Origin of the sequence: Staphylococcus sp. AS1337, assembly GCF_051408735.1 — a bacterium.
Classification (GTDB): Bacteria; Bacillota; Bacilli; order Staphylococcales; family Staphylococcaceae; genus Staphylococcus; species Staphylococcus xylosus_B.
Genome location: NZ_JBOIHZ010000010.1, coordinates 1 through 24,051 on the forward strand (window position 1 = coordinate 1; position 24,051 = coordinate 24,051).

General features: G+C 32.8%; 21 protein-coding genes. 6 read left to right on the top strand and 15 right to left on the bottom strand.

What is annotated here, in order from left to right; genetic code table 11:
* Nucleotides 1–274: 274 nt before the first annotated feature.
* From hutI to ACSUE0_RS12735, 3 genes are read right to left on the bottom strand one after another with little or no spacing between them, the layout of a single operon-like run.
* A complete protein-coding gene (gene hutI, locus ACSUE0_RS12725) occupies nt 275–1,513 on the bottom strand; it encodes an imidazolonepropionase (protein WP_436957619.1) in 1,239 nt (412 codons plus the stop codon).
* Nucleotides 1,513–3,174: a urocanate hydratase gene (gene hutU, locus ACSUE0_RS12730; protein ID WP_436957621.1), complete on the bottom strand. Its 1,662-nt coding sequence runs from the start codon at nt 3,172–3,174 to the stop codon at nt 1,513–1,515. Before hutU ends, hutI begins: the two co-directional genes overlap by 1 nt.
* 37 nt (nt 3,175–3,211) lie before the next feature.
* Entirely contained in the window at nt 3,212–4,486 is a 1,275-nt protein-coding gene (locus tag ACSUE0_RS12735; protein WP_119614107.1) for a YjiH family protein, read from the bottom strand.
* Nucleotides 4,487–4,626: 140 nt separating this feature from the next.
* Here ACSUE0_RS12735 and ACSUE0_RS12740 point away from each other — a divergent pair, with 140 nt between their 5' ends.
* Nucleotides 4,627–5,502 carry a LysR family transcriptional regulator gene (locus ACSUE0_RS12740; protein ID WP_017722834.1) on the top strand — a complete coding sequence of 292 codons (876 nt, stop codon included), beginning with the start codon at nt 4,627–4,629 and terminating at the stop codon, nt 5,500–5,502.
* Here ACSUE0_RS12740 and hutG read toward each other — a convergent pair.
* The gene (gene hutG, locus ACSUE0_RS12745; RefSeq protein WP_107551827.1) at nt 5,492–6,421 is read right to left on the bottom strand and encodes a formimidoylglutamase; all 930 of its coding nucleotides are present in this window, start codon (nt 6,419–6,421) and stop codon (nt 5,492–5,494) included. The two genes, ACSUE0_RS12740 and hutG, sit on opposite strands and share 11 nt — an antisense overlap.
* 254 nt (nt 6,422–6,675) lie before the next feature.
* Between hutG and ACSUE0_RS12750 the strand changes: the two genes are divergently transcribed.
* Complete coding sequence (locus tag ACSUE0_RS12750; protein ID WP_119614109.1) at nt 6,676–8,028, top strand: CPBP family intramembrane glutamic endopeptidase; 1,353 nt, start codon at nt 6,676–6,678, stop codon at nt 8,026–8,028.
* A gap of 136 nt (nt 8,029–8,164) precedes the next feature.
* Here the strand turns inward: ACSUE0_RS12750 and ACSUE0_RS12755 are convergent, their stop codons facing one another.
* Nucleotides 8,165–8,851: a ribose 5-phosphate isomerase A gene (locus ACSUE0_RS12755; protein ID WP_182475157.1), complete on the bottom strand. Its 687-nt coding sequence runs from the start codon at nt 8,849–8,851 to the stop codon at nt 8,165–8,167.
* 157 nt (nt 8,852–9,008) lie between these two features.
* On the opposite strand from ACSUE0_RS12755, the gene ACSUE0_RS12760 reads away from it, so the two are divergent.
* Entirely contained in the window at nt 9,009–9,674 is a 666-nt protein-coding gene (locus tag ACSUE0_RS12760) for an MOSC domain-containing protein (protein WP_436957703.1), read from the top strand.
* 121 nt (nt 9,675–9,795) lie between these two features.
* Here ACSUE0_RS12760 and ACSUE0_RS12765 read toward each other — a convergent pair whose 3' ends face one another.
* The 3 genes from ACSUE0_RS12765 to ACSUE0_RS12775 form a co-directional block, all read right to left on the bottom strand.
* The gene (locus ACSUE0_RS12765; RefSeq protein WP_119614534.1) at nt 9,796–10,806 is read right to left on the bottom strand and encodes an aldose epimerase family protein; all 1,011 of its coding nucleotides are present in this window, start codon (nt 10,804–10,806) and stop codon (nt 9,796–9,798) included.
* A gap of 572 nt (nt 10,807–11,378) precedes the next feature.
* Nucleotides 11,379–12,620, bottom strand: a complete 1,242-nt coding sequence (locus tag ACSUE0_RS12770) for an ABC transporter permease (RefSeq protein ID WP_436957625.1) — start codon at nt 12,618–12,620, stop codon at nt 11,379–11,381.
* A complete protein-coding gene (locus tag ACSUE0_RS12775; protein ID WP_119614532.1) occupies nt 12,613–13,512 on the bottom strand; it encodes an ABC transporter ATP-binding protein in 900 nt (299 codons plus the stop codon). The genes ACSUE0_RS12770 and ACSUE0_RS12775 overlap by 8 nt, the downstream gene beginning before the upstream one ends.
* A gap of 239 nt (nt 13,513–13,751) precedes the next feature.
* Here ACSUE0_RS12775 and ACSUE0_RS12780 point away from each other — a divergent pair, with 239 nt between their 5' ends.
* Nucleotides 13,752–15,368, top strand: coding sequence for a ribulokinase (locus ACSUE0_RS12780; protein ID WP_436957627.1), 1,617 nt, complete (start codon nt 13,752–13,754; stop codon nt 15,366–15,368).
* 218 nt (nt 15,369–15,586) lie between these two features.
* Here the strand turns inward: ACSUE0_RS12780 and ACSUE0_RS12785 are convergent, their stop codons facing one another.
* Nucleotides 15,587–16,288 (bottom strand): DUF805 domain-containing protein, encoded by a 702-nt coding sequence (locus ACSUE0_RS12785; protein ID WP_119614530.1) that lies wholly within the window; start codon nt 16,286–16,288, stop codon nt 15,587–15,589.
* 200 nt (nt 16,289–16,488) lie between these two features.
* On the opposite strand from ACSUE0_RS12785, the gene ACSUE0_RS12790 reads away from it, so the two are divergent.
* On the top strand, nt 16,489–17,100 hold the full coding sequence (locus ACSUE0_RS12790; protein WP_119614529.1) for a DNA-3-methyladenine glycosylase: 612 nt from the start codon (nt 16,489–16,491) through the stop codon (nt 17,098–17,100).
* Nucleotides 17,101–17,220: 120 nt separating this feature from the next.
* Here the strand turns inward: ACSUE0_RS12790 and ACSUE0_RS12795 are convergent, their stop codons facing one another.
* The 4 genes from ACSUE0_RS12795 to ACSUE0_RS12810 all read right to left on the bottom strand — a co-directional run bounded on the left by ACSUE0_RS12795 (nt 17,221) and on the right by ACSUE0_RS12810 (nt 20,324).
* Entirely contained in the window at nt 17,221–18,549 is a 1,329-nt protein-coding gene (locus ACSUE0_RS12795) for a Na+/H+ antiporter NhaC family protein (RefSeq protein WP_436957629.1), read from the bottom strand.
* Nucleotides 18,550–18,650: 101 nt separating this feature from the next.
* On the bottom strand, nt 18,651–19,451 hold the full coding sequence (locus ACSUE0_RS12800) for a DUF4097 family beta strand repeat-containing protein (RefSeq protein ID WP_119614527.1): 801 nt from the start codon (nt 19,449–19,451) through the stop codon (nt 18,651–18,653).
* The gene (locus tag ACSUE0_RS12805; RefSeq protein WP_119614526.1) at nt 19,448–20,008 is read right to left on the bottom strand and encodes an HAAS signaling domain-containing protein; all 561 of its coding nucleotides are present in this window, start codon (nt 20,006–20,008) and stop codon (nt 19,448–19,450) included. The genes ACSUE0_RS12800 and ACSUE0_RS12805 overlap by 4 nt, the downstream gene beginning before the upstream one ends.
* A complete protein-coding gene (locus ACSUE0_RS12810; protein ID WP_119614525.1) occupies nt 20,001–20,324 on the bottom strand; it encodes a PadR family transcriptional regulator in 324 nt (107 codons plus the stop codon). Before ACSUE0_RS12810 ends, ACSUE0_RS12805 begins: the two co-directional genes overlap by 8 nt.
* Before the next feature lie 282 nt (nt 20,325–20,606).
* Here ACSUE0_RS12810 and gltS point away from each other — a divergent pair, with 282 nt between their 5' ends.
* A complete protein-coding gene (gltS, locus tag ACSUE0_RS12815; protein ID WP_119614524.1) occupies nt 20,607–21,815 on the top strand; it encodes a sodium/glutamate symporter in 1,209 nt (402 codons plus the stop codon).
* 158 nt (nt 21,816–21,973) lie between these two features.
* On the opposite strand, the gene fni is transcribed toward gltS, so the two are convergent.
* Nucleotides 21,974–23,017, bottom strand: a complete 1,044-nt coding sequence (fni, locus tag ACSUE0_RS12820; protein WP_436957632.1) for a type 2 isopentenyl-diphosphate Delta-isomerase — start codon at nt 23,015–23,017, stop codon at nt 21,974–21,976.
* 74 nt (nt 23,018–23,091) lie between these two features.
* Nucleotides 23,092–24,039 (bottom strand): magnesium/cobalt transporter CorA, encoded by a 948-nt coding sequence (gene corA / locus ACSUE0_RS12825; protein WP_436957634.1) that lies wholly within the window; start codon nt 24,037–24,039, stop codon nt 23,092–23,094.
* Between the last annotated feature and the right edge of the window lie 12 nt (nt 24,040–24,051).

A 24,051-nucleotide genomic window follows, 5' to 3' on the forward strand; every position in this document is an offset into this window, starting at 1 on the left:
AAGAACCACTAACTCAATAAATTGAGAAATGGACTTGGTCCACCTGATCACTTGCTCATGTGTAAGAACCACTAACTCAATAAATTGAGAAATGGACTTGGTCCACCTGATCACTTGCTCATGTGTAAGAACCACTAACTCAATAAATTGAGAAGTGGACTTGGTCCACCTGATCACTTGCTCATGTGTAAGAACCACTAACTCAATAAATTGAGAAGTGGTTCTAAAAAATCTGGAACATCAAAAGATGTTCCAGACTGATAGAAAAATTATATTAACCTTTTAATTTAATTTTATTATCTACTAATACTTTGCCGTCTTTAATTACTGTTTCTGCATGGTTAATACCGTAATGATATGGGATATATTCATGGTTAGGTGCATCCCAAATTACAATATTTGCTCTATCTCCTTCATTAATTGTTCCAGCATCTACATCTATTGCTTTTGCAGAATTTACCGTTACCGCATTCCAAATTTCATTTGGTGATAATTTTAATTTTAGCGCAGCAATAGACATTACAAGTTGTAAATTATTGGTAACACAACTACCAGGGTTAAAATCTGTTGCAATTGCAATCGCGCCATCATTATCTAGCATGCCTCTTGCATCTGCATATGTTTCTTTACCTAAATAAAATGTTGTTCCCGGAAGTAATACAGCTACAGTATCACTTTGTTTTAATTTTGCTTTACCTTCTGTACTTGAAGCAACAAGATGATCTGCAGAAATTGCACCTTCATCAATGGCTAACTCGAGTCCACCTAATGGATCGATTTCGTCAGCATGTATTTTCACATCAAATCCTAATGCTTTAGCAGCTTGCATATATTTTCTTGATTCCTCGATAGTAAATACACCTGTCTCACAAAATATATCAGCAAAATCTGCGTACGGTTTAACTTCAGGTAACAAATCAATCATTTCTTCCAAGAATGCTTGATTTGATTGCGCATCTTTAGGAACTGCATGAGGTCCTAAGAAAGTATGCTTCATATCTAAATTGTATTTATCTGCTAAACGATTAGATACGCGTAACTGTTTCAGTTCGTTCTCTTTATCTAAACCATATCCACTCTTACTTTCTACAGCTAACACGCCATGCTCAATCATAGTTAACAGATTCTTCTCTGCCTTTTCAAACAATTCGTCTTCAGTAGCCTTGCGAGTCGCTTCAACAGTAGATAAAATACCTCCACCTTGTTCAAGAATTTCTAAATATGAAACACCTTGCCTTTTAAGTGACATTTCATGTTCACGTGACCCTCCGTGCACAAGATGTGTATGAGCTTCAACAAGTGCCGGTGAAACTACTTTTCCTGTTGCATCAATAATTTCATTCGCTTCATAATCATCAGTATGATTACCTGCATAAACTATTTTGCCATCTTTTACAACGACAGTTCCGTTTTCAATGATATTTAGCTCATCTAATTCTTTTCCTTTTAATGGACGTTCAGTTGATTTTGGTAAAATAAGTTCTTTTATGTTTTGAATGATTAAATCGTTCATTATTTGTCTCCTTTACCTGTAATCATTGGGATTTTTATGCCTTTTTCTTTTGCTACTTCAATTGCAGATTCATATCCAGCATCAGCATGTCTCACTACACCCATACCCGGATCCGTAGTAAGTACACGTCCTAAACGTTTATCTGCGCGTTCAGAACCATCTGCAACAACAACCATACCAGCATGTAACGAATAACCCATACCAACACCGCCACCGTGATGGAATGAAATCCATGAACCACCTGCTGCAGTATTGATTAATGCATTTAAGATTGCCCAATCACCAACAGCATCAGAGCCGTCTTTCATTCCTTCAGTTTCTCTGTTCGGGCTTGCAACAGACCCTGAGTCTAAATGGTCACGTCCAATAACAATTGGTGCAGAAATTTCACCGTCACGTACTAATTTATTTAGCGCTAAGCCCATTTTGGCTCGTTCTTCGTATCCTAACCAAGCAATGCGTGATGGTAAGCCTTGGAATGCTATTTTATCTTGAGCTAAATCTAACCAACGAATTAATTTTTCATTGTCTGGGAAGATTTTTCTCATTTCCTTATCAGCACGCTCAATATCTTTAGGATCTCCGCTTAAAGCTGCAAAGCGGAAAGGACCTTTACCTTCACAGAATAACGGGCGAATATATGCAGGTACAAATCCAGGGAAATCAAATGCATTTTCTAATCCATCATTAAATGCCACTTGTCTAATATTATTACCATAGTCAAATGCAATAGCACCATTTTTTTGGAATTCAAGCATATATTCAACATGTTTTCTCATAGAAGATTGAGATTCTTTAACATATTGTTTTGGATCTTTATCACGAATTGCTTGGGCTTCTTCCAATGAATAACCCTGTGGTACATAACCATTTAGTGGATCATGGGCACTTGTTTGGTCCGTTACGATATCAATTTTAAAACCTTTATCTAAAATGGCTTTATGTGTATCAACGGCATTGCCTACTAAACCAATAGAAAGTGGTTCACCTTTATCACGTGCTTCTTCAGCTAAACGTAACGCTTCATCTAAATCATGTGTTTTCACATCACAATAACGTGTTTCTATACGCTTATCAATACGTGTTTCATCAACATCTACACCAATTACAACACCACCGTTCATTGTAACTGCAAGTGGTTGTGCGCCACCCATACCACCTAATCCAGCAGTTAGTGTTACTGTACCGTTCAATTTACCATCAAAATGTTGATTGGCAAGTTCACCAAATGTTTCATAAGTGCCTTGAACAATACCTTGAGAACCAATATAAATCCAACTACCTGCCGTCATTTGTCCATACATCATTAGCCCTTTTTTATCTAATTCGTTAAAGTGATCCCAATTTGCCCATTCTGGAACTAATACTGAGTTAGAAATTAATACACGTGGCGCTTCTTCATGTGTTTTAAATACAGCAACAGGTTTACCTGATTGTACTAACATTGTTTCATCTGATTCTAATGAACGTAATGTATCTTCAATCGCTTCAAATGCTTCCCAATTTCTAGCTGCTTTTCCTATACCACCATATACTACCAAGTCTTCTGGACGTTCAGCTACTTCAGGATCAAGGTTGTTATATAACATTCTTAAAACCGCTTCTTGTTCCCAACCTTTACACTCAATGTCTAAACCTTTTTTTGCTACTATTTTTCTCATGAAAGTCACTCCTTAATTTAATAAAATTTTCCTTTTTTTAAAATATCCATAATGCAAATGGAATAGTAATAAGTAATGTGAATATCACTCTTTCAAACCATATTATTACTAGTTTACCGACTGATATTTTAACTTCCGTCGATAAAATTACTGGCACTACACTTGAAAAGAATATAATGGCTGAAACACTCATGACTGCCACTGTAAATCTTGTCGCTAAATCTGCACTTTGAGCTATTGCTGCTGGCAATAACATCTCTACTATAGAGATTGTTGAAGATTGTGCTAAAACCGCAACATCACTTACAGGAAATATACTTATAATCGGATAAAAAATGTAAGAAATATATTCAATAATTGGTGTATATTCCGCGATGATTAATCCTAAAAATCCTATCGACATGATAGATGGTAAAATAGCAATCGTCATTACTACACCGTCACGCAAATTCTCTATTACATTTTCTATCAAAGTTTTCGAATTTTTGACAGCTATCTTAGCTTCTAACCATGATTCTTTTAATAATGGCATATCTCTACGAATTTCTTCTTTGTACGGTTGGTCTTGATACGTCGTTGTCTTTTCTGTTCTTATAGGTGGGATTTGTACCGTTATTGCAGTTACAATAAATGTCACTGCTAAAGTAAACCAAAAATAAAGGTTCCAATATTCTATAATACCTAGTGTATTTGCTACGATAATCATAAAAGTAGCAGATACCGTCGAGAACCCAGTTGCAACTACTACTGCCTCTTTGTGCGTATATCCCCCACCTTTATATACTTTATTTGTAATTAATAAACCTATCGAATAGCTACCTACAAATGAAGCAACAGCATCTACAGCTGATTTTCCTGGAGTTTTAAAAATAGGTCTCATTATCGGTCTACAAATAACACCAATAAATTCCAGTAATCCAAATCCTATTAAAAAGGATAAGAATATTGCACCTATAGGAATTAATACGCTTAAAGGTATTGCCAACTTCTCATATAAAAATGGTCCAATACTTTCTGTTAATACAAAATCAGGCCCAAAATCAAATAACACCATAAAAGCAATAAATACCCCTATGACTTTAAACAAACTAAAGACTATATCTGTTTTAGACTTATTCCATTTCTTATTGATAAATGGATGTGCTGCTCCAATCAATATTAAAATCAATACATAGTACGGTAAAATTGGATTAAGCAATTTCGATATCCACTGTACGATATGATCAATCATAATCGTTGATTGATCGCTAATAGTAATTGGTACAAAGAAAAATATAATACCAATAAGACTATAAACGAAAAATTTCCACATGTACTTCACGCCCCTTACATGAAAGTACGCCTCCCTCTATATTTCACAGTATAGTATGTTATTATATAGACTACCAATATAAATAAACTAATTATTAATAACTTAAAACTATAAATAAGATTTTTAGAGGTGTCTAAGATATGAAGATTGTTCAATTAGAATATTTTGTAGCAGTAGTAAAATACAATAGCTTTACGAAAGCAGCTAATTTTTTACATATTAGTCAGCCATCACTGACTACTACGATAAAAAAGATGGAATCAGACTTAGGTTATGATTTATTTACGCGAACTACTAAAGATATTAAAATCACCGAAAAAGGTATCCATTTTTATAACTATGCTTTACAACTCATACAAAATTATCATCAAACAATTGAGAAAATGTATGATCTTAATATGGGACATGTGCCTAAAATCAAAATCTCTATTTTAGAATCTACAAATCAATGGATTTCTCAAGTGTTGGCAACACATAAAAAGCACAACGCAGACCAGACTTATCTAATTTCAGAAATTCATGATCAGACTAAGATTATAGAATTACTTATTAATTTCGAAAATCATCTCGCTTTCACAAACGAGCAAATCATTCATGAAGATATAACTTCCATACCATTATATGAAGAGTCTTATGTATTAATTACACCCAAAAATGCATTTCCATATAAACGAACGACATCAATTACGTCTTTACCGCTTATTTTGCCTACGAAAGGTTCCCAAGTGCGTAAACATCTTGATGACTATTTTAACCGAATGAATATGCATCCAAATATAGTTATTGAAGCTGATCGCTTCGAAGCGGCAACCAACTTTGTCCATAGAGGATTGGGCTATGCAATTATTCCACGCGTTTATTATCAATCTTTTAACGCACGAGACTTAGATGCAATAGATATTCGCCCGATGTTAAGTCGCTCTATTTACATCAATTACCTAAAAAAAAGAAAGCACTCTGAACGCGTGCTTTCTTTCATTGACCAATGTATAAACTATTGGAATTTTAAAGAATAAAATGGTGGAAGAAATTTGCTGATAATTTGGCTGTTCTATTATCGACATCATATTTAGGATTAGTTTCAGCAATGCTTATTGTTGAAACTTTTTCATTCGGTATAATACGTTTTGATAGTTCGAGTACAACATGTGGAAATAAGCCTAGAACACCGTTAGCACTTACACCTGGTGCAAATGCACTATCAATAACATCCATACATATCGTAAACATGATGACATCATGATCATGAATAAAACGTTCTACTTTATCTTTAATTGGAGGAGAAATTTGATGCAGTAATTCTTCCGAATAAACATAACCGATACCTTTAGTTTCAGCATAATCAAATAATGCTTGTGTATTACCGCCTTGTTGGATACCTAATACAAGATAATCAACATTTTCGTCCTGTTCTAATATTTGCCTAAAGCTTGTACCAGATGTGGAACCTTCTGCTTCTCTCGTATCAAAATGAGCGTCTATATTGATAACACCAATCGATGCTTCTGGATAAGCTTCACGTGTTCCCAAATACTGCGCATATGCAATATCATGCCCGCCCCCTAACAGGAATGTTTGTTTATGTCTTTTAATCGATTTGGCTACGAAATGGGCGTACTCTTCTTGTGTTTCTTCTAAAGTTTGATGGTCATGTTCTACATTACCATAATCATATACGTTACATTTTCTAGTTACTGGTAAATTAGCAAACACTTTTTTAATTGCATCAGGCCCATCTTTAGCACCTGTTCTCCCTTTATTAAGTTCGACCCCTTTATCTACTGCATAGCCTAATAAACCTACACCTTGACGTGTTTCATTGTAGTCGTCCTCAATATTGCGAAACTGTATCGTTTGAAAATGTCTAAATTGCGATTCATCTGTTTCACTATCTATTCTGCCTGTCCAAAGATCACGTTGTGCTAGTTTATACATAATTCTCCTCCTTTAATTACTTAACTACCACTTAAAGTATACGCTTACATTTTAACCAATTCAATTTATAATTATCTTTACCCAATTGCCCACATGATAATTTAAAAAATTGCCAAAAATTATTTCAATTAGATGTTAGATAATGTAAAACTATTACATTTCAATGATAAATCTTTAATTTAATTTATTTCTCGACTATAAATATGTATAATTAAGAACGAATGATTTTCCGAAACCCTATTGGAGGTTACATAATGAATACAAAACGTATACCTGGTTTTCAATGGGCAATGATGATATTTATTTTCTTCATTATAGCCTATGCATTACCGATTATACTTAAAGATTTTCAAAGTACAGTACCATTTAAGAGCTTTGTCTTTGACATGAGTACCTTAGCGCCATTAATTGCTACTATAATTTGTCTTATCGTTTTCAAACAAAAACGTACACAATTAGCGAGCTTAAAACTCACTATTGATTTAAAAGTAATCGAACGTGTCATTTTAGCACTTGTGTTACCATTACTTATTTTTATCATTGCTATGGTAAGTTTTAACATCTTTGCTGATAGTTTTGTTCTATTACAAACTAAAGACTTATCTGTTTCAATCCTTTCTATCATAATTGGACAAATTGTAATGGCATTCTTTGTGGAACTTGGTTTCCGTTCATACTTACAAAATATCGTTGAAAACAAAATGAATACATTTTTCGCCTCTATTATCGTTGGTTTTATGTATTCTATATGGAACGTTAATATTGCCTTTAGTTTTGATTATGCAATTTATAGTTTCCTTTACTCGTTTGCCTTTTCAATGATTGCTGGGGAATTGATTCGTGCTACAAAAGGACGTACAGTTTATATCGCAACAATTTTCCATGCGTCAATGTCATTTGGACTTGTCTTCTTATTTAATGAAGAATTAGGTGAAGTTTTTGCTATGAAAGTAATTGCATTGTCTACAGTTGCGGTAGCAGTTGTATACATTTTAATTAATCTAATCATCCGTGTAATTCTTTATTTCTTCACAAAACGAAACTTAGATGAAGTTGAAGAAAACAACTATCTTGATCATGTTAATGAAGATGATCAAAATCATACTGATGACGTTAAGCATAGAGAACATCAAGATGATAGCTCTGCTACTGTAAATGAGATTAATCAAAATGAGAACCATCAGCAACAACCAATCTCAGACGACTCCGTGGCACACGGTTCGACAACAGCAGTACAAAATCATACTAACGATGACACAACAGCAGATTCTAACTATACAGAAGAGAACACAATTGATACAGAAGAAGATAATAGCCATGCTAATATCATTAAAGAAAATACACCTTCTTCTGATTCAAGAGAATCTGATGCAATGGCACATCATAACGAACCACAAGAAGATAATAATAAAGAAAACGGTCATACTAATAGTGCTGTTGAAGCATCAACAGAAAAAGCACACTCAAACTCTAAAGATGCATCACCGCGTCAACATGACACGAATGTGCAAGAGACTAAAGCACAAGATGACAACCCAAGCGACAATGACAACAGTAACCAACGCTCACCATTTGATTTAAAGAGTAAACGTGGTCACCGTCGTTAATATATAAAAACAAGAGCTAAGACATTAATGTCTTAGCTCTTGTTTTTATATTATGACTATCTTTAATCAAGCATTAAGTACATGAACAATTTTAATCTTTATTATTATTAAAATTAAGTGAAGTGAGAGACAAAAATTATTTATTAATAATTTTAACTCCAGCTTTCGTTCCAATAATTGCTTGATTTGCAACATCTAAGAAATACCCTGTTTCTAAGACTCCTACGAGGTGTATTAAATATTCGTGCATTTCGGCAGATTCTATATTTTCATTTAAATCAACATCCAATATATAATTACCATTGTCTGTAATAAATGGTACATCATCTACCATGCGACGTATGACCTTTAAATTATCATATGCTTTTATTTTTTTAGACACGAGCAACCAATTAAATTTATCAACTTCAACAGGTAATTTAAACGTTTGACCAAGATAATCCACACATTTACTATCATCCGCTAAAACGATAAATCTATCAGCCATGGCATCAATGACTTTTTCCCTAAATAAAGCGCCGCCGCCACCTTTAATCAAATTCAAGTTGTTATCAATCTCATCAGCGCCATCAATAGCAATATCAATTACTTCGACATCATTAACATCAACCACACGTATCCCCAATTCTTTTGCAATTAATGCAGTTTTATTGGAGGTACAAACACCAGTTATATTAATTTGTTCTTGTTCCAGTTTCTCTGCAATTTTTGGGACAAGCAATTCAATTGTTGATCCAGAGCCAATTCCAACAATCATACCGTCTTTGATTTGGTCTAATGCATCATTAAATGTACTTATTTTCAACTGTTTCTTATCCATAATGCTTCCCCTTTTTATACTGTACTTTTATCCTTATTGTACATGAGATTCATTAAAATACATAGTTCAAATCATTTTCCAGAGTAAATTATATCTTTACTTGCATATTCATTATATTGTTTTAAAATTATATTTATTAACTATCTGGAGGTACAAAATGATGATTTATACTTTAGAAGCTATCTCAACAGGTAAAGTTGAAGATTTACCTTATAGTACTAAACGACAAATGCGCTCAGCTTTAAATAAAAAGAAATTTGCCGGTAGCATGTGGCTATCAAAGAATGGATTCGTTGAAGATGAACAAGAATATAAAGGTCACGGTGGCCCTAATAAAGCTGTTTGTCTTTACAGTAAGAAAAATTATTCACTGTGGGAACACGATGTGTCAGTACTTCCAGAATATGCGATGTTTGGCGAAAATATCACTGTCTCTGATTTGGACGAAAAAGATGTACATTTTGGAGACCAATTCAAATTAGGTAATGCAATCTTAGAAGTTTCAGAGATTAGAGAGCCATGTTGGAAAATTCAAGAAAAGTATAAAATCCCCAATTTAATTAAGCGTATGTCCACTTCTGGAAAGACTGGTTTTTATTTTAGAGTTTTAAAAGAAGGTTATGTTCAAGAAGATTCAAATTTAGAGTTAGTTAAACAAGCCAATAACGAAACATTACTTTCAGTTTTTGACTTAAATCAAATCTATTATAGTGATAATAAAAATATTGAGCGCTTAACATATGCTTTAAAAAACCCATATTTAACAGAAGAAAGAATATCAAAACTAGAAAGATTTTTAACACGAGCTAAAAAAGCTGAAAAATAATTAAGGGAGCGGGCCGGAAATCAAATATAACATTTGATTTCTAACACCCACTCCCTATTTCTGATTTATAGACTAAAGTAAAATACCTTAATATACCAATCACGACTCATTGTAAACTATATCATTTCTCTGAAATTTTATATGATGTTTTAGAGTAATATGGCTGATTCGCCTCTAATATAGATGGCGCTTTATCTCCAAATAAATTGATATCATTTGGAATACATTGCGTTTCTAAAGTAAAGCCAGAGTGCGCTTTATAAATATTGAAGTCACTTTGCCAACCTGTTGTATCATTAAATGTGAATATAACAATATTAGGCATGTCTGTTTTAACAGTTAGCAAAAAATGTTTGTTCTCTACTGTCATCTCATTGCCACCTATATCGAACGGATGGTCTACGCCACCAAAACGTTCCATTTGTTCTTTAACTAATGCATCTTCACTATTAAAAATATCCTTAAATTGGATGTTTTGTTCATTAAATATATCTACTAGGTCAATCGGCTCTTTCTTCTCTACAATATTATCTTCATCCAATGTATACATATCTAATTTAGAGCTTGAAATACTATGATTATCAATAACATTGTTGTCTCTATTAAGATTGAAATATACATGATTCATAGGATTAAACAACGTTTTCTTATTAGATATAGCTTTGTATTCAATAGTCCATTTATGATCAACATCATATGTGTGAACAACTTCTAAATCTATATCTCCTGGAAAGTAGTCGTCTTCACTTTTTATAACTGTAGTAAAAATCACTTTAACTTGGCCAACTTGCTCTTCAATTTTGTAATCAAAAAAGCGTTTATCTAAACCCTTTGGACCTCCGTGAATATTGTGGGGGCCGTTATTGGCTTCAAGATTGTATTTGTTACCATCTAGTTCAAATGTTGCATTTGCAATTCTACCACCGTATCTTCCAACAGTAGCACCAAAGTTATAAGGGTTTTCAATATAAAACTCATCTGCTTCAACTACATTACCTAGCACAATATTGTTATCGTCATATTTCCATGAAACAATTCTGGCACCATAGTTTGTGAAAACTATTTTCGTGTCTTCATTGTCGATTTTAATCAAATCAATACCATTACTTTGACTTTCTACTTTTGCAAACATCCTCAATTACTCCCTTTCAAACCCATCACAGTTCGTTTAATAGCGATAGGTGTTGTCATGAATAAAACATCAATTTCAAATGCAAGCTAAAAATTGCAAAACTTGAGGGCCTCAAGTGTATTATTTGGCAATTTAAAGACTTCATTGTATATAGGACTATTACGAAAATAATAACTAAAATCGCTTATAGTCAAACTATACTGTTACACACCCTTTAATCATTGCGCTATTTAACTGTATGCCTTCTTTCATAATTCACGCTTCCCTCAACCATAAATTATGATTTAAACAACCAGTTAAATATATTAAGTTATCAATTGGTATGTATATAAAAATTTTCGCATCTATAACATAAGTCTCTTATATTGTAACAATTTATACAAATAATTAGCTATACTATTGTTGAATTTTATCAAACAATATTGAAAATTGTTATAGTTTTTTCTATTTTTCACTATTTTTTCATGTATTTTCGATTATTTCAATATTATCTGAGTTAAAGCTACTAGATACGGATAAATAAATTTAAGAAGCTAGAACAATTTTATGCTCTAGCTTCTTATTTTAGTTTATTAATTCTTTTTATTAAAAATACGTTTCATCGAACTCACAAAACCTTTATCAAAACTTAAAATTGTATCTTTATAACTACGTACTGCAATCCATAATAATACAAATATCGTTATGATTGACAAGCCTACACTAATCACAATTTCCCAAGTCGCAACATCTGGTGTAGATGCTCTAACAAACATAACAAAGGGTGACATAAGCGGAATAAAGCTCACAATTTTCACAAGCAATGTATCTGGATTCATCACACTAAATAATGAGATATAGAAAGCAATCATACTAACTAATGTCATAGGCATTAATGCCTGATTAATATCTTCAATACGGGACGTAATTGACCCGAGAATTGAGGCTAAAATTATATATGAAAAAACACCTATAATCAACGATACAAAACCTACAACAGCTAATTGAAGCGTTAGTTCATTGGGTTCTACTTTAAATCCTTGTAACATATCACTGATGTCAAACGTTAAGAAGCATATCACACCTACTATTACAAAAATACTAATTTGTGTTAATGCTACTGCAATTACCCCCGCCATTTTAGCAAAGAGATGGGTTACTGGCGATACACTTGTGATAATCATTTCGATGACACGTGACGTTTTCTCAGTTGCAATTTCCATTGCAACTTGACTTGCGTAATTAAATATAATGAAGAACATGAGCATAATACCAAGATAAACGATTGCAGTATTAAAGCCTTTTTGCGCTTCGCTTAGATTTGAACTTTTAGCATTATTAGCAATTACTTCTGAGGAGACATCACTTTGGGCTTGTAATTGCTTTAGTTCCCCTTCAGATAAATCTAGACTATTAGCTACAAATTGAGTTTGAATCGTCGATAATGTTGCCTTTAATTTTTGTTTATCTTGCTCTGAAACAGTATCTTTACTTAAAATTTTACCTGATAACTTTTTATTATCATTTAATTTAATGATATAAGCTTTATCTAATTTTTCGCTTTCCACTTGTGATCTAGCCTGTTTTTCAGATACTTTACTAAATTTCGCGCCTTCATCCAGTTGATGTCCCTGAGACTTTATAACTTTATAAATTTCATCATTAGAGGATACTACCCCAACCTTATCTGGACCATCATCAAATAAATCAATAATTTTATTAATATTTGATGCGCCAAGCATTAGAATTATCACTACAGCCGTGAATATCATAAATGATTTAGCTTTCACTTTATTTTTATAAGTTAGCGAAAATGTAGCCCAAAATTTATTCATGAATATCACCTACTTTTGCTATAAAGATTTCATTAAGTGATGGTTCTACAACTTGGAAACGTTTAACAAAGCCATATCGCGTAACAACATCATAAATTTTTTCCGCAATCATTTCTGACTCAATGGTCGCTTTAATTTCTCGTTTATTTCTTTCTACATCTATCACCCCTGTAATAGCATCGATTTCAGGCATTTGATGTTCTGTCTCAATAACTACACGTTTATGGCCATGATTTGATTTCACTTCATCAATAGGTCCTGAAACAACAAGTTCCCCTTTATTTAAAATACAGACGTTATCGCAAAGTTCTTCGACATGCTCCATACGGTGTGAACTGTAAATAATTGTTGTTCCTTCATCATTTAAATCTTGAACTGCAGATTTCAGTAATTCCACATTTACAGGATCAAGTCCACTAAATGGTTCATCTAAGATCAATAACTCCGGCTTGTGTAACATGCTTGCTAAAAGTTGAATTTTTTGTTGATTCCCTTTAGAGAGGGCTTCAATTTTCTTTTCTCTATTTTCTTTAATGTTAAATCGATTTAGCCAATAATCAATTGCTTCAGTAATGTCTCTTGACTTCATGCCTTTTAACGTAGCCAAATACCGCAATTCATCTTCCACTTTCATCTTAGGATGTAAACCACGTTCTTCAGGTAAATAACCAATACGATTATATAACGATCTATCAATTACTTTATCATTATATGTTATCTTTCCTTCTGTAATTGGCGTTAATCCTAAAATCATTCTAAAGGTTGTTGTCTTTCCTGCTCCGTTTCTACCTAAAAAACCTAACATTTTCCCTTTTTCTAGCGAAAGTGAAATATCATTCACAGCAGTAAAATTTTTATATTTTTTCGTGACATGTTCAATAAGTAATGACATGACATACGGGCCCCTCTCTTTTGAAATTACTTTAGTCACATCATACCATTTATTCTATTACACATACATTTTAAATATTAAATTTTATAAAACTATAACATTTATTTTCAACAAAATGTATCACTCAATAAAACTCATGATGTCCTTAGCTTTACATTAAATAATGTAAGCACTATCATAAACTTAAATAAGAACTTAATACTTATTGTTCACCAATAACAAATAGGAGGCATAGCAACATGACTTATAGTATCGGCATCGATTATGGCACCGCTTCAGGTAGAGTGTTTTTAGTGGATACATCTAATGGAGAAATTATCTCTACCTATATAAAAGAATACTCACATGGCACCATCTCCGAATCTTTAAACGGTAATCCTTTACCACACAACTATTTTTTACAACATGCTGAGGACTATACTTCAATTTTAGAAGAAGGCGTTAAACATGTATTAGACGATAGTAATATTAAACTAGATTCTGTTATTGGTATTGGCATTGATTTTACTAGCTGCACAATTGTGTTCTTAGATGAAGACTTCAAACCATTACATCTTAACCCTGAATTACAAGATAACCCACATTCTTATGTAAAATTATGGAAACATCATGGTGCACAAGATGAAGCAACACAAATGAAAGAAGTCAGCGATGAAATAAATCCATCCTGGTTGGATTATTATGGACATAGTGTTAACAGTGAATGGATGATACCAAAAATATTAGAAGTTAAACATAAAGCGCCCGAAATATTAAACCAAACTTCTTATATAATGGAAGCGGGCGATTACCTTGTAAGTTTACTTACCGATAAAAATATTCGCTCAAATTGTGGCATTGGTTTTAAAGGCTTTTATAATGAAAATGATGGCTTTAATTATGATTTTTTTGAAGCTGTAGACCCAGAGCTACCTGAAATTGTAAAAAACAAATGCGAAGCCCCTGTAGTACATATCGGCGAAAGTGCCGGTAATCTGAGTTTATTTTATCAACAATTGTGGGGGCTCTCTGCCAACGTTGAAATATCACCTTATATCATTGATGCTCATTCAGGTGTATTAGGCGTAGGTGCAATTGAACAAGGTGAATTTACGCCAGTAATTGGGACAAGTACTTGCCACCTTATGTTAGACCCTAAACAGCAACCTATTCCTGCGATAACTGGTTCTGTAAAAGATGCAATTATCCCTGGATTATATGCTTATGAAGCTGGACAAGCTGCAGTGGGTGATTTATTCAATTACGCTGCAGAACTTGCACCAAAAGCAATTGTAGATCAAGCTGAACAACAAGGACTTTCTATTTTTGAATACTTAGAAAAACTTGCTAGCGAAATAGCCATTGACGAGCAACATGTTACAGTGCTTGATTGGCATAACGGCAATCGTAGTATTTTGAGCGATAGTCATTTAACTGGAAGTATTTTTGGCTTAACTTTACAGACACCTTATGAAATGATTTATCGTGCCCATATCGAATCAACTGCATTTGGTACTAAAATGATTATGCAGCAATTCGAAAATAATAATATCCCAGTGCACACGGTATATGCTGCTGGTGGCATTCCAATTAAGAGCAATCTCTTAGTTGAAATTTATGCAAACATACTTAATAAAGAAATTGTAGTCATTGATTCAAGCAACGCTACTGCTTTAGGAGCTGCAATGTTAGGTGCAAATGTAGGTGGTGCATATGCATCATTAAAAGAAGCTGTGCAACAAATGAAGCAACCTATATATTATCGTAAACAGCCAGAACCAGAAAAAGTAAAACAATATGAACTACTATTCCAAAGATATAAGTCATTACATGACTTATTAGGTAAAACACATCCCAAACTTTCATATATTGATTAGTAATTTTAGCATTATATAACAAGAGCCTGGGACATAAATAGATGTCTCAGGCTCGTTTTCAATTTGGCAGTAGGTGACTGAATTGAAAATGCGATTATATCAAGCTTTTTTCAATCCTAGTCACCCTTGCCGGGGTGGGACTACGAAATCTATATTAGAAAAATTGATTTCTGTCCCACTCCCTTATTTCTATATTCAAATACATAACTAACTATACTTTAATATTTAAAGTCATCTTGTTTGTAATCTTGCTTTTTATTTTCATCAAATGTCTCAACATCATGTTTAAATTGTTGTGAATGACGATCATCATTTTGAACAGACTCAGTATTGAATGAATTTGAGTGATTACTTTGCGTATGGTCTGAAGATTGAATATGTTGCCCATATTTATGACTACTGCCATATTTATTGGTTTTTCTTTCACTATCCAAACATGCAATGACAATCATATAAATACCTAATCCTAGATTAAGCAATCCAAAGACAATAAGAATAATACTAGTTATTATATTTGTTTCATTCGGATCATTTTGCTCAATAACAAAATTAACCACATTAGCAACCAATGAGATTCCCAAATAAACTAACGGCATGACCATTGTTCTACCTGTATCATGGAACCTTCTTATTAATATGGCCCAGTTCGGGATAAACGTAGCTATAGAATAAATACACGCATATATTATACTTAATAGCAATAAAAGCACGCTTAGCCCTATTGTAGAATCAGCAGTCCCAGAAGCACTTGCTAAAAGCATAAAAAGACCTGTAAATCCTATTACAATTGCAGGCGACAAGAAAATAATATGCCATAATACCATAAACCAATATTCGCTTCTACGGGACCGACCAGTAAAGTTAACATAGTTTTTCCAATATAATTTAAGTGCTTGTCCAAAACCTATTTTCCTCTCCATAATCTCCCTCTTTTCATTTTCATTTGTTTAAGATAAGATTTATTTTGTACTAGATTTTAATAGGTCATATGAAAAACCTACTAACCTTATCATAAAATAGTGTAACAAAATACAATCTTAGTAGTAACACAATTTTACAACTTTTTAAAAAAATATCGAAAAAAATTTAAATTTACAAACTATATATTGGAGGGCAATTTATGGATTTTATACAACGAAACACTGTCACAATTGCCAAAGACTTGTTAGGGGTGCGTGTCATCTATCACGACGAATTACAAACGTACACTGGCTATATAGTAGAAACAGAGGCCTATGTAGGAAAAAAAGATCGTGCAGCACATGGATTTAATGGCAAGCGAACACCCAAAGTTGAATCATTATATAAAACTGGTGGCACTATATACGCGCACGTTATGCATACGCACTTGCTCATTAATTTTGTAACCCAATTAGACGGTCAACCTGAAGGTGTATTAATCAGAGCGGTAGAACCTGAAGAAGGTGTCGAGGCGATGTCACACAATCGAGGCAAATTAGGATTTGAATTAACAAATGGTCCCGGAAAATGGACTAAAGCATTCAACATTCCAAGACATCTAGACGGCTCAAAAATCAATGAAGGGCGCTTACAAATAGATACTAAAAATAAAAGATATCCTAAAATAATTGAATCAAGTGGGCGTATAGGAATACCTAATAAAGGTGAATGGACAAATAAACCTTTACGTTTTACTGTGCAAGGCAATCCATATGTTTCAAGAATGCGAAAATCTGATATGAAGCACCCTGATGAAACTTGGCGTAATTAATACTGGCAGTAATAACTTTGTCTCTATATTCAATAAGAGGTTGAGACATATAATCGTCTCAACCTCTTATTATTCGCTAAATAAACGTCATGATTCCCCTTTAGCAATGTAGCTAAAATTTTATGATTTATTTTTTTTATCACGATCTAACAACCCAAATTGAATTGTTATTATAGTACAAATCACAAATATTACTGGATAAAATGAATATTTTAATACTTCTAAGTAAGATACATCTCCGTATTGTTCTACCATTAACATTCCACTATCATGCGGTAAGACCATTAATGCACAACAAGCAAATATATCTAATAAACTTGCCATACGTTTTGGCGGAACTTTGTATTCATCACCAATTTCTTTTGCAATTGGTGCAGAAATAATAATTGCTAATGTGTTATGCGATAATGCTGCAGAGAGCACACCAGACATTAAACTGATTACATACTCTGCACTTTTACGTCCTTTAGCTTTTGCTTTCATTGCTTTAATAATCCAATCTATACCACCATAATATCGAATTAAAGCGACAAGTCCTGAAACTAAAAAGGCTACTAAAAAGATAGTAAACATACTTTCCATTCCATCGCCGATAGCTTTTGTGAACTGGAATATACCTAACTGACCTTGTATGATACCTAGAAGGCCTGCCATAACAATTCCGATAATAAGCACAAGAATGACATCTAAACCAGCTATTGCAGCAATTAATACAAATAAGTAAGGTAAAATGTTGATAAAATTATAACTTAAGTTCCCCTCCACTTTACCTGTACCACCAACAACAGCGTAGAAAACAGCTGTAATTACGGCAGCAGGCAATGCAATAAGGACATTCATTTTGAATTTATCTCTCATCTTAGCTCCCACACCATTAGTTGCAGCAATTGTAGTATCAGAAATTATAGATAAGTTATCACCAAAGTAAGCTCCGGCTATAACAGCTGCACCAGCTGCTGCAACACTCAAATCAGCGGCTTGTGCTACTGCAACACCTACTGGAATAAAAGCGGCTTGTGCACCAGTTGAAGTACCTAATGTTAATGCTGCAAAACCACTCATAATAAATATTCCAGGAATAAGTAAACTTGGTGGAATTACAGAAAGTCCCATATTCACCATAGCCGTTTTACCACCCATTTCAGATGTAACAGTCGAAAATGCACCCGCAAGCAGTAAAATTAGACCTAAATTTACTATTCCTGAATTACCTGCATGTTCAGTAAATATTTGTACTTTTTTAGTAAAGGCTGTTTTTCTATCATAACAAGTCCAAGCTATAACAATACCTATTAGTATTGCAACATGACGTGGCAATTGATCAAAGGCGTCTTCTTTACCTAGAATGGTAAAAGTAATTCCTACACCTATATATAACACTAAAAATATTACCAAAGGCAATAGCGCTAAGGCACCATATTGTTTTTCACTTCGCATAGTTTGTTCCATAAATGAACTCCTTATTTCCTAGGTATTTTATATGATATATATAGTAAATCAAAAAAGAGATAATGTCATTTTATATACATTATCTCCACTTTCAATATTTACTATTTAATTGTCACATCACCTGTATCTGTTATAATCTTAATTAAATTCTCACCGTTACCAATTTTTTTATTTTTTAATTTACTATTTTCAATATTTAAATTTCCAATATCACTACTAAAGTCTATTAGTGTGTTCTTAGGTTGAAGTTTTCCATAATCCAACACAACATCTCCAGTATCTGTATCAATATTTGTAGGTTTATCTATAGGCATATCTTCTATCGTTAACTGTCCGGTATCCGTTTCAAATTCCCCTTGGTTATACATAGTCTTCTCTAATAATATACTAGCAACATCGCTAGAAGTCTCCAGTTTATTATACTTAGAATTTTTAATTGTTAGCTCACCAACATCTGAATATACATTTGCTTGCTCTGCTTCAATATTATTTAAATCGATTGAACCATTACTTGAATCAAGCTTCATACCTTCCAAACGTTTAGGTACTGTTATAACAACGTCGTTCTTTTTAATTCCTAAAAATGACAAATTAATATTAGATGTCTGATTATTATCTGTAAGTTTTAATTCACCTTTATTTATCTGAGCATCAATTTTAGTCTGTTCATTTGAACCTTCAGAAGTTACATTAAATTTATCTCCATGTTTTACTTTGAGATTGCTATGCTCAAAATTAACTTTTAATGCTTTAATATCACTTTCTTTATATGACTTATTAAAGTTTGTTGTTACATCCTTTGCTTTTTCTTGTTCACTTTTAAATTGTTTAATTGCCCCTAGTGCACAAACTACTGTAATGACTAATCCAATTATAAAAGCAAATACTAATACTTTTCTCATTTAGTAGCACTCCCCTTTACTACTTTAATATTCCATTTCAAATATTTAACACATAAAATGTAAAAACCTTTTGTAATCAAGTACGTTAAAACAAACAATATAAGACCTAAACCAAACAAAATACCTGTCGTATATACTTCAAGTAACATGATCTCTTGAAACCCTGCTATAGCACCTTTGAATAATAATGCAATAGGTGCAAATATAAAACTAAGTGTTGTTACAATTAATGATAATGCAATACTTAGAATGATTACAAAAGGGATTAAAATAACGAAAAAATTGAGTATACTTAAACCCATTACTGATAAAACCGCATGACTCACATCACCAATATTATTACTTTTTTCTGCCTTTTCTATTGCTGCATTTGCATTTAATTCTTTCGCTAATTGTTGTGGATCACCTAGTTCTTCTGAAATTTGGTTTTCAGTCTTCCCCTCTTCCATCCCGCTATAAAAGTGCGTGTCGTATTCATTTATAATATCTTGACGTTCATTGTCATCTAAATGCTTCAAATGTTTATGCAATATTTTAAGATACTCCGTTCTACGCATTAACGTCACTCTCCTTAATAAATTGATTCACGGCTGCTGTAAATGCTCCCCATTCATCTAATAATAAATTTAATCGTTCATTACCTTGATTAGTAATTTTATAATATTTTCGTGATGGTCCTTCTGTTGAAGGTTGATAATAAGTAGTTAATTCCCCACTTTTAACTAATCTTCTGAGTAATGGGTAAACCGTTCCTTCAGCAATAGTCATATACCTTGATATATTTTGAACAAGTGAATAACCATACTGATTATCCTTTTTAACTATGAGTAAAACGATAAGTTCTAATGCACCCTTTTTAAATTGGCTATTCATTAATGTCCTCCTTATATTTTAAATCAGTACTATACATTACACAGTAGCTTCAAACAAAATATAACACACGCTACTATACATTACAAGGTACTGAGTTATAATTTGTTATTCGAGTTGCAATCGACTCCTGTCCTTAAATTTTTTTATAATCATTTCTATTACTATCATTCTGATTTTCAAAAATGTATAATCGAAATTACGGGTTTGTAAGCGCTCACTTTCGAGCGATTATATATGAATAACTTATTAGTTTTGTATCTTATTATTAAGGGAGGAATGAACATGTTAGAGTTAGATGCTATTACTACTTTAGCCCTAGCAAGTGTATTATATCTTATAGGTATCTATATTATTAATCATGTTAGTATTTTAAAAAGATTATGTATACCTGCACCAGTCATTGGTGGTTTACTCTTTGCTATCATTGTAGCAATTCTAGAAACAACAGGTTTATTAACTATAAAGTTAGATTCTGATTTTATCCAAGATTTCTTCATGCTTGCATTTTTTACAACGATTGGACTAGGAGCGTCATTTAAACTTCTCCGTTTAGGTGGTAAAGTCTTAATATTATATTTTATTTTTTGTGGCGTCCTGGCATTCTTTCAAAACATCATCGGCGTATCATTGGCAAAATTATTAAATATACCGCCTTTATTAGGTTTAACAGCCGGTTCTATGTCAATGGAAGGCGGACATGGTAATGCAGCTGCATATGGGAAAACAGTCCAAGACCTAGGTATTGATTCTGCAGTAACAGCAGCCCTAGCGGCAGCAACCTTAGGTTTAGTTGCTGGTGGTTTAATAGGAGGTCCTGTTGTAAAATTTTTAATTAATAAATATAACTTAAAACCTGAAAACGCTGAAGAAACGATGGAAGATTATAGTGACGTAACCGCTAATCAATATCTACATAAGCGTATGGCACCAACTACTATATTTCTAATGCAATTTGCAATTGTTGCCATTTGTATGGCTATCGGTTCATATTTAGGGACTCAATTTTCTGATTTAACAGGTATAAATATCCCTATATATGTAGGCGCAATGTTTATTGCAGTTATTATACGTAATATATCTGAATACAGTAATTTAAATATTATTGATATGAAACTCATTAACAGTATTAGTGACGTCTCACTTAGCCTCTTTTTATCTATTGCGTTAATGAGTATTCAACTAACTGAAATTTATCAATTGGCAATTCCATTAATCATTATTGTATTGGTACAAGTTGTATTTATTGTCTTATTCTCTGTACTGATTTTATTCCGAGGATTGGGCAAAGATTATGATGCAGCAGTTATGATTGGTGGATTTATTGGACACGGCCTTGGCGCAACGCCAAACGCTATGGCTAACTTAGATGTTATAACAAAAAAATATGGCGCATCTCCAAAAGCATATTTAGTTGTACCAATTGTAGGTGCCTTTTTAATTGATTTATTAGGTGTGCCTATAGTTACAACTTTCATTAATATTTTTAGTTAAATTCATATGAATTTAATCATTTCATGACTTTAACACGAGTAAAACTTGTATAAACAAATCAGTCATTTAAAAACAAGGTCGGAACAGTTAGGAATAAACTGCGCCGGCCTTGTTTTAATTTTGTTTCATATATTTACTGTTTTATAGCATTGTCTTATTTATTTAATATCTAAGCCTCTTTGTTCAATCCATGATTGTAGTTTTGGGCTAAATACCATTTGTGCATGTTGTAAATCTTTGATTGATTTTGCATCAAGCATCGTCATGATTTTTTTCATGTGTTCCGTAAATTGTTCTGTATAATTTAGTGTTTCAGTGATACCATATTTTTCAACATGATTTAAAAACGGACGTGACATTCCTACTGCGCTAGCACCAAGAGCAAGACATTTCACAGCATCTAAAGGTGTTCTGACACCACCACTTGCCAAAATATCCATATCTTGTTGATAAGCGGTACTTTCTAATAAAGACTCTACAGTTGTTTGACCCCATAAGCCTAAATAATCCATATCTTTATATGTACGTCTTTCATTTTCAATATCGACAAAATTAGTACCGCCTCTGCCACTTACATCTACGTACTTGATACCGATTTCGTTAAGACTTTTAATCGTTTCTTTACTCATACCAAAGCCAACTTCTTTAACTATAACAGGCACATCTACTCGTGCTACAATTTGTGCTAAATTCTCCATCCATGTAGAAAAAGTTCTATTACCTTCAGGCATCACTAATTCTTGTGGAGCATTAACATGAACTTGTAAAGCTTGAGCATCAAGTAATTTTACTGATTCTATGGCTTTATCTACAGGTACATCTGCCCCCACGTTACTAAAAATGATACCTTCTGGATTTGTTTCACGTACGATACTAAATGAAGAAGCCATCTTGCTGTTTCTTAATGCTGCATGCGTTGAACCGACAGCCATCGCAATTCCAGTCTCACGTGCGATAACAGCTAATTTTTCATTAATTTGTTTCGTCCATTCACTACCACCAGTCATCGCATTAATATACAATGGTTGATTTAACGTAAAGTCTGTTAAATTACTCGTTAAATCAACATCATCAACATCGATATTAGGAATAGAATGATGTACAAACCTTATTTCATCAAAATCTGAAATTGTTGCATCTTTCTGTGCCATTGCTATTTCTACGTGTTCATTTTTACGTTGTTCTCTTTTTATATCGCTCATTTTCCGCTCCTACTTTCAACACATTTTTATATTAAATTCATTATATCGAACTATCCTTATATTGCTCTAACCTATTAAAACCATTTTTCTTTTTTAAAGTAGACTATACAGCCAATACTTATCACTAACATAATTGTTAAGACGATATAATAGCCATAATGCCATTTCAGTTCAGGCATATTTGTAAAATTCATACCGTATATACCTGTAATCAATGTCAAAGGTAGAAAGATCACTGATACCAGAGTCAGTATTTGCATTATACTATTCATTTTAAATGAGTTATATGACGAATAATTATCTTTAATTTCATCAGTCATCTCTTGAGACATTTTCAAAATATTTTGTTGTTTTATAATATGATCCTCTATATGTTGAATATACATATGATTCTCCTCATCTACAAGTAATAGGCCGCTTTCTTTGATGTTATCAACTAATTCTTGAATTGGGTAAACAATGCGCTTCATTTTTATAATATTTGATCTTATTTTAAATACCTCTTCCATAATAATCTTAACGGAAGCGTCCTTGAGTTGATAATCCTCAAATTCGTATACTTTATCTTCGATTTCATAGATCAAATCAAAGTAACTATCCACCATTTTATCTATGATGTGCAATGCAACATCAGATGTATGCAAACCATTTTGATTCTCTCCCATTAATACATGTGTTAGGTTATTTAAAACTGAAAACGGCTGATGATGATACGTAATAAGCACTTTATCTTTTATAAATAAATTCAACGCTTTGTCACCGCTATTATTAGTATCAATACTATGTAATACAATATATTGGTATGTATCATATGATTTATATTTTGCCCTAGGTATCCCATTAACTGTATCATCGATTTCAAGTTTATTAAAGTTAAAATACGACTTAAAAATCTCATTTTCTGATACTGAAGGGTTGTAAAAATCGTACCAAACGAATATTGCTGATTCAGGTACATCATTAAAGCATGAAGCTTGCGTTAATGCCTGTCCAGAAATTTGATATTTAATTGTAATTGGCATATTTCCCCTCCC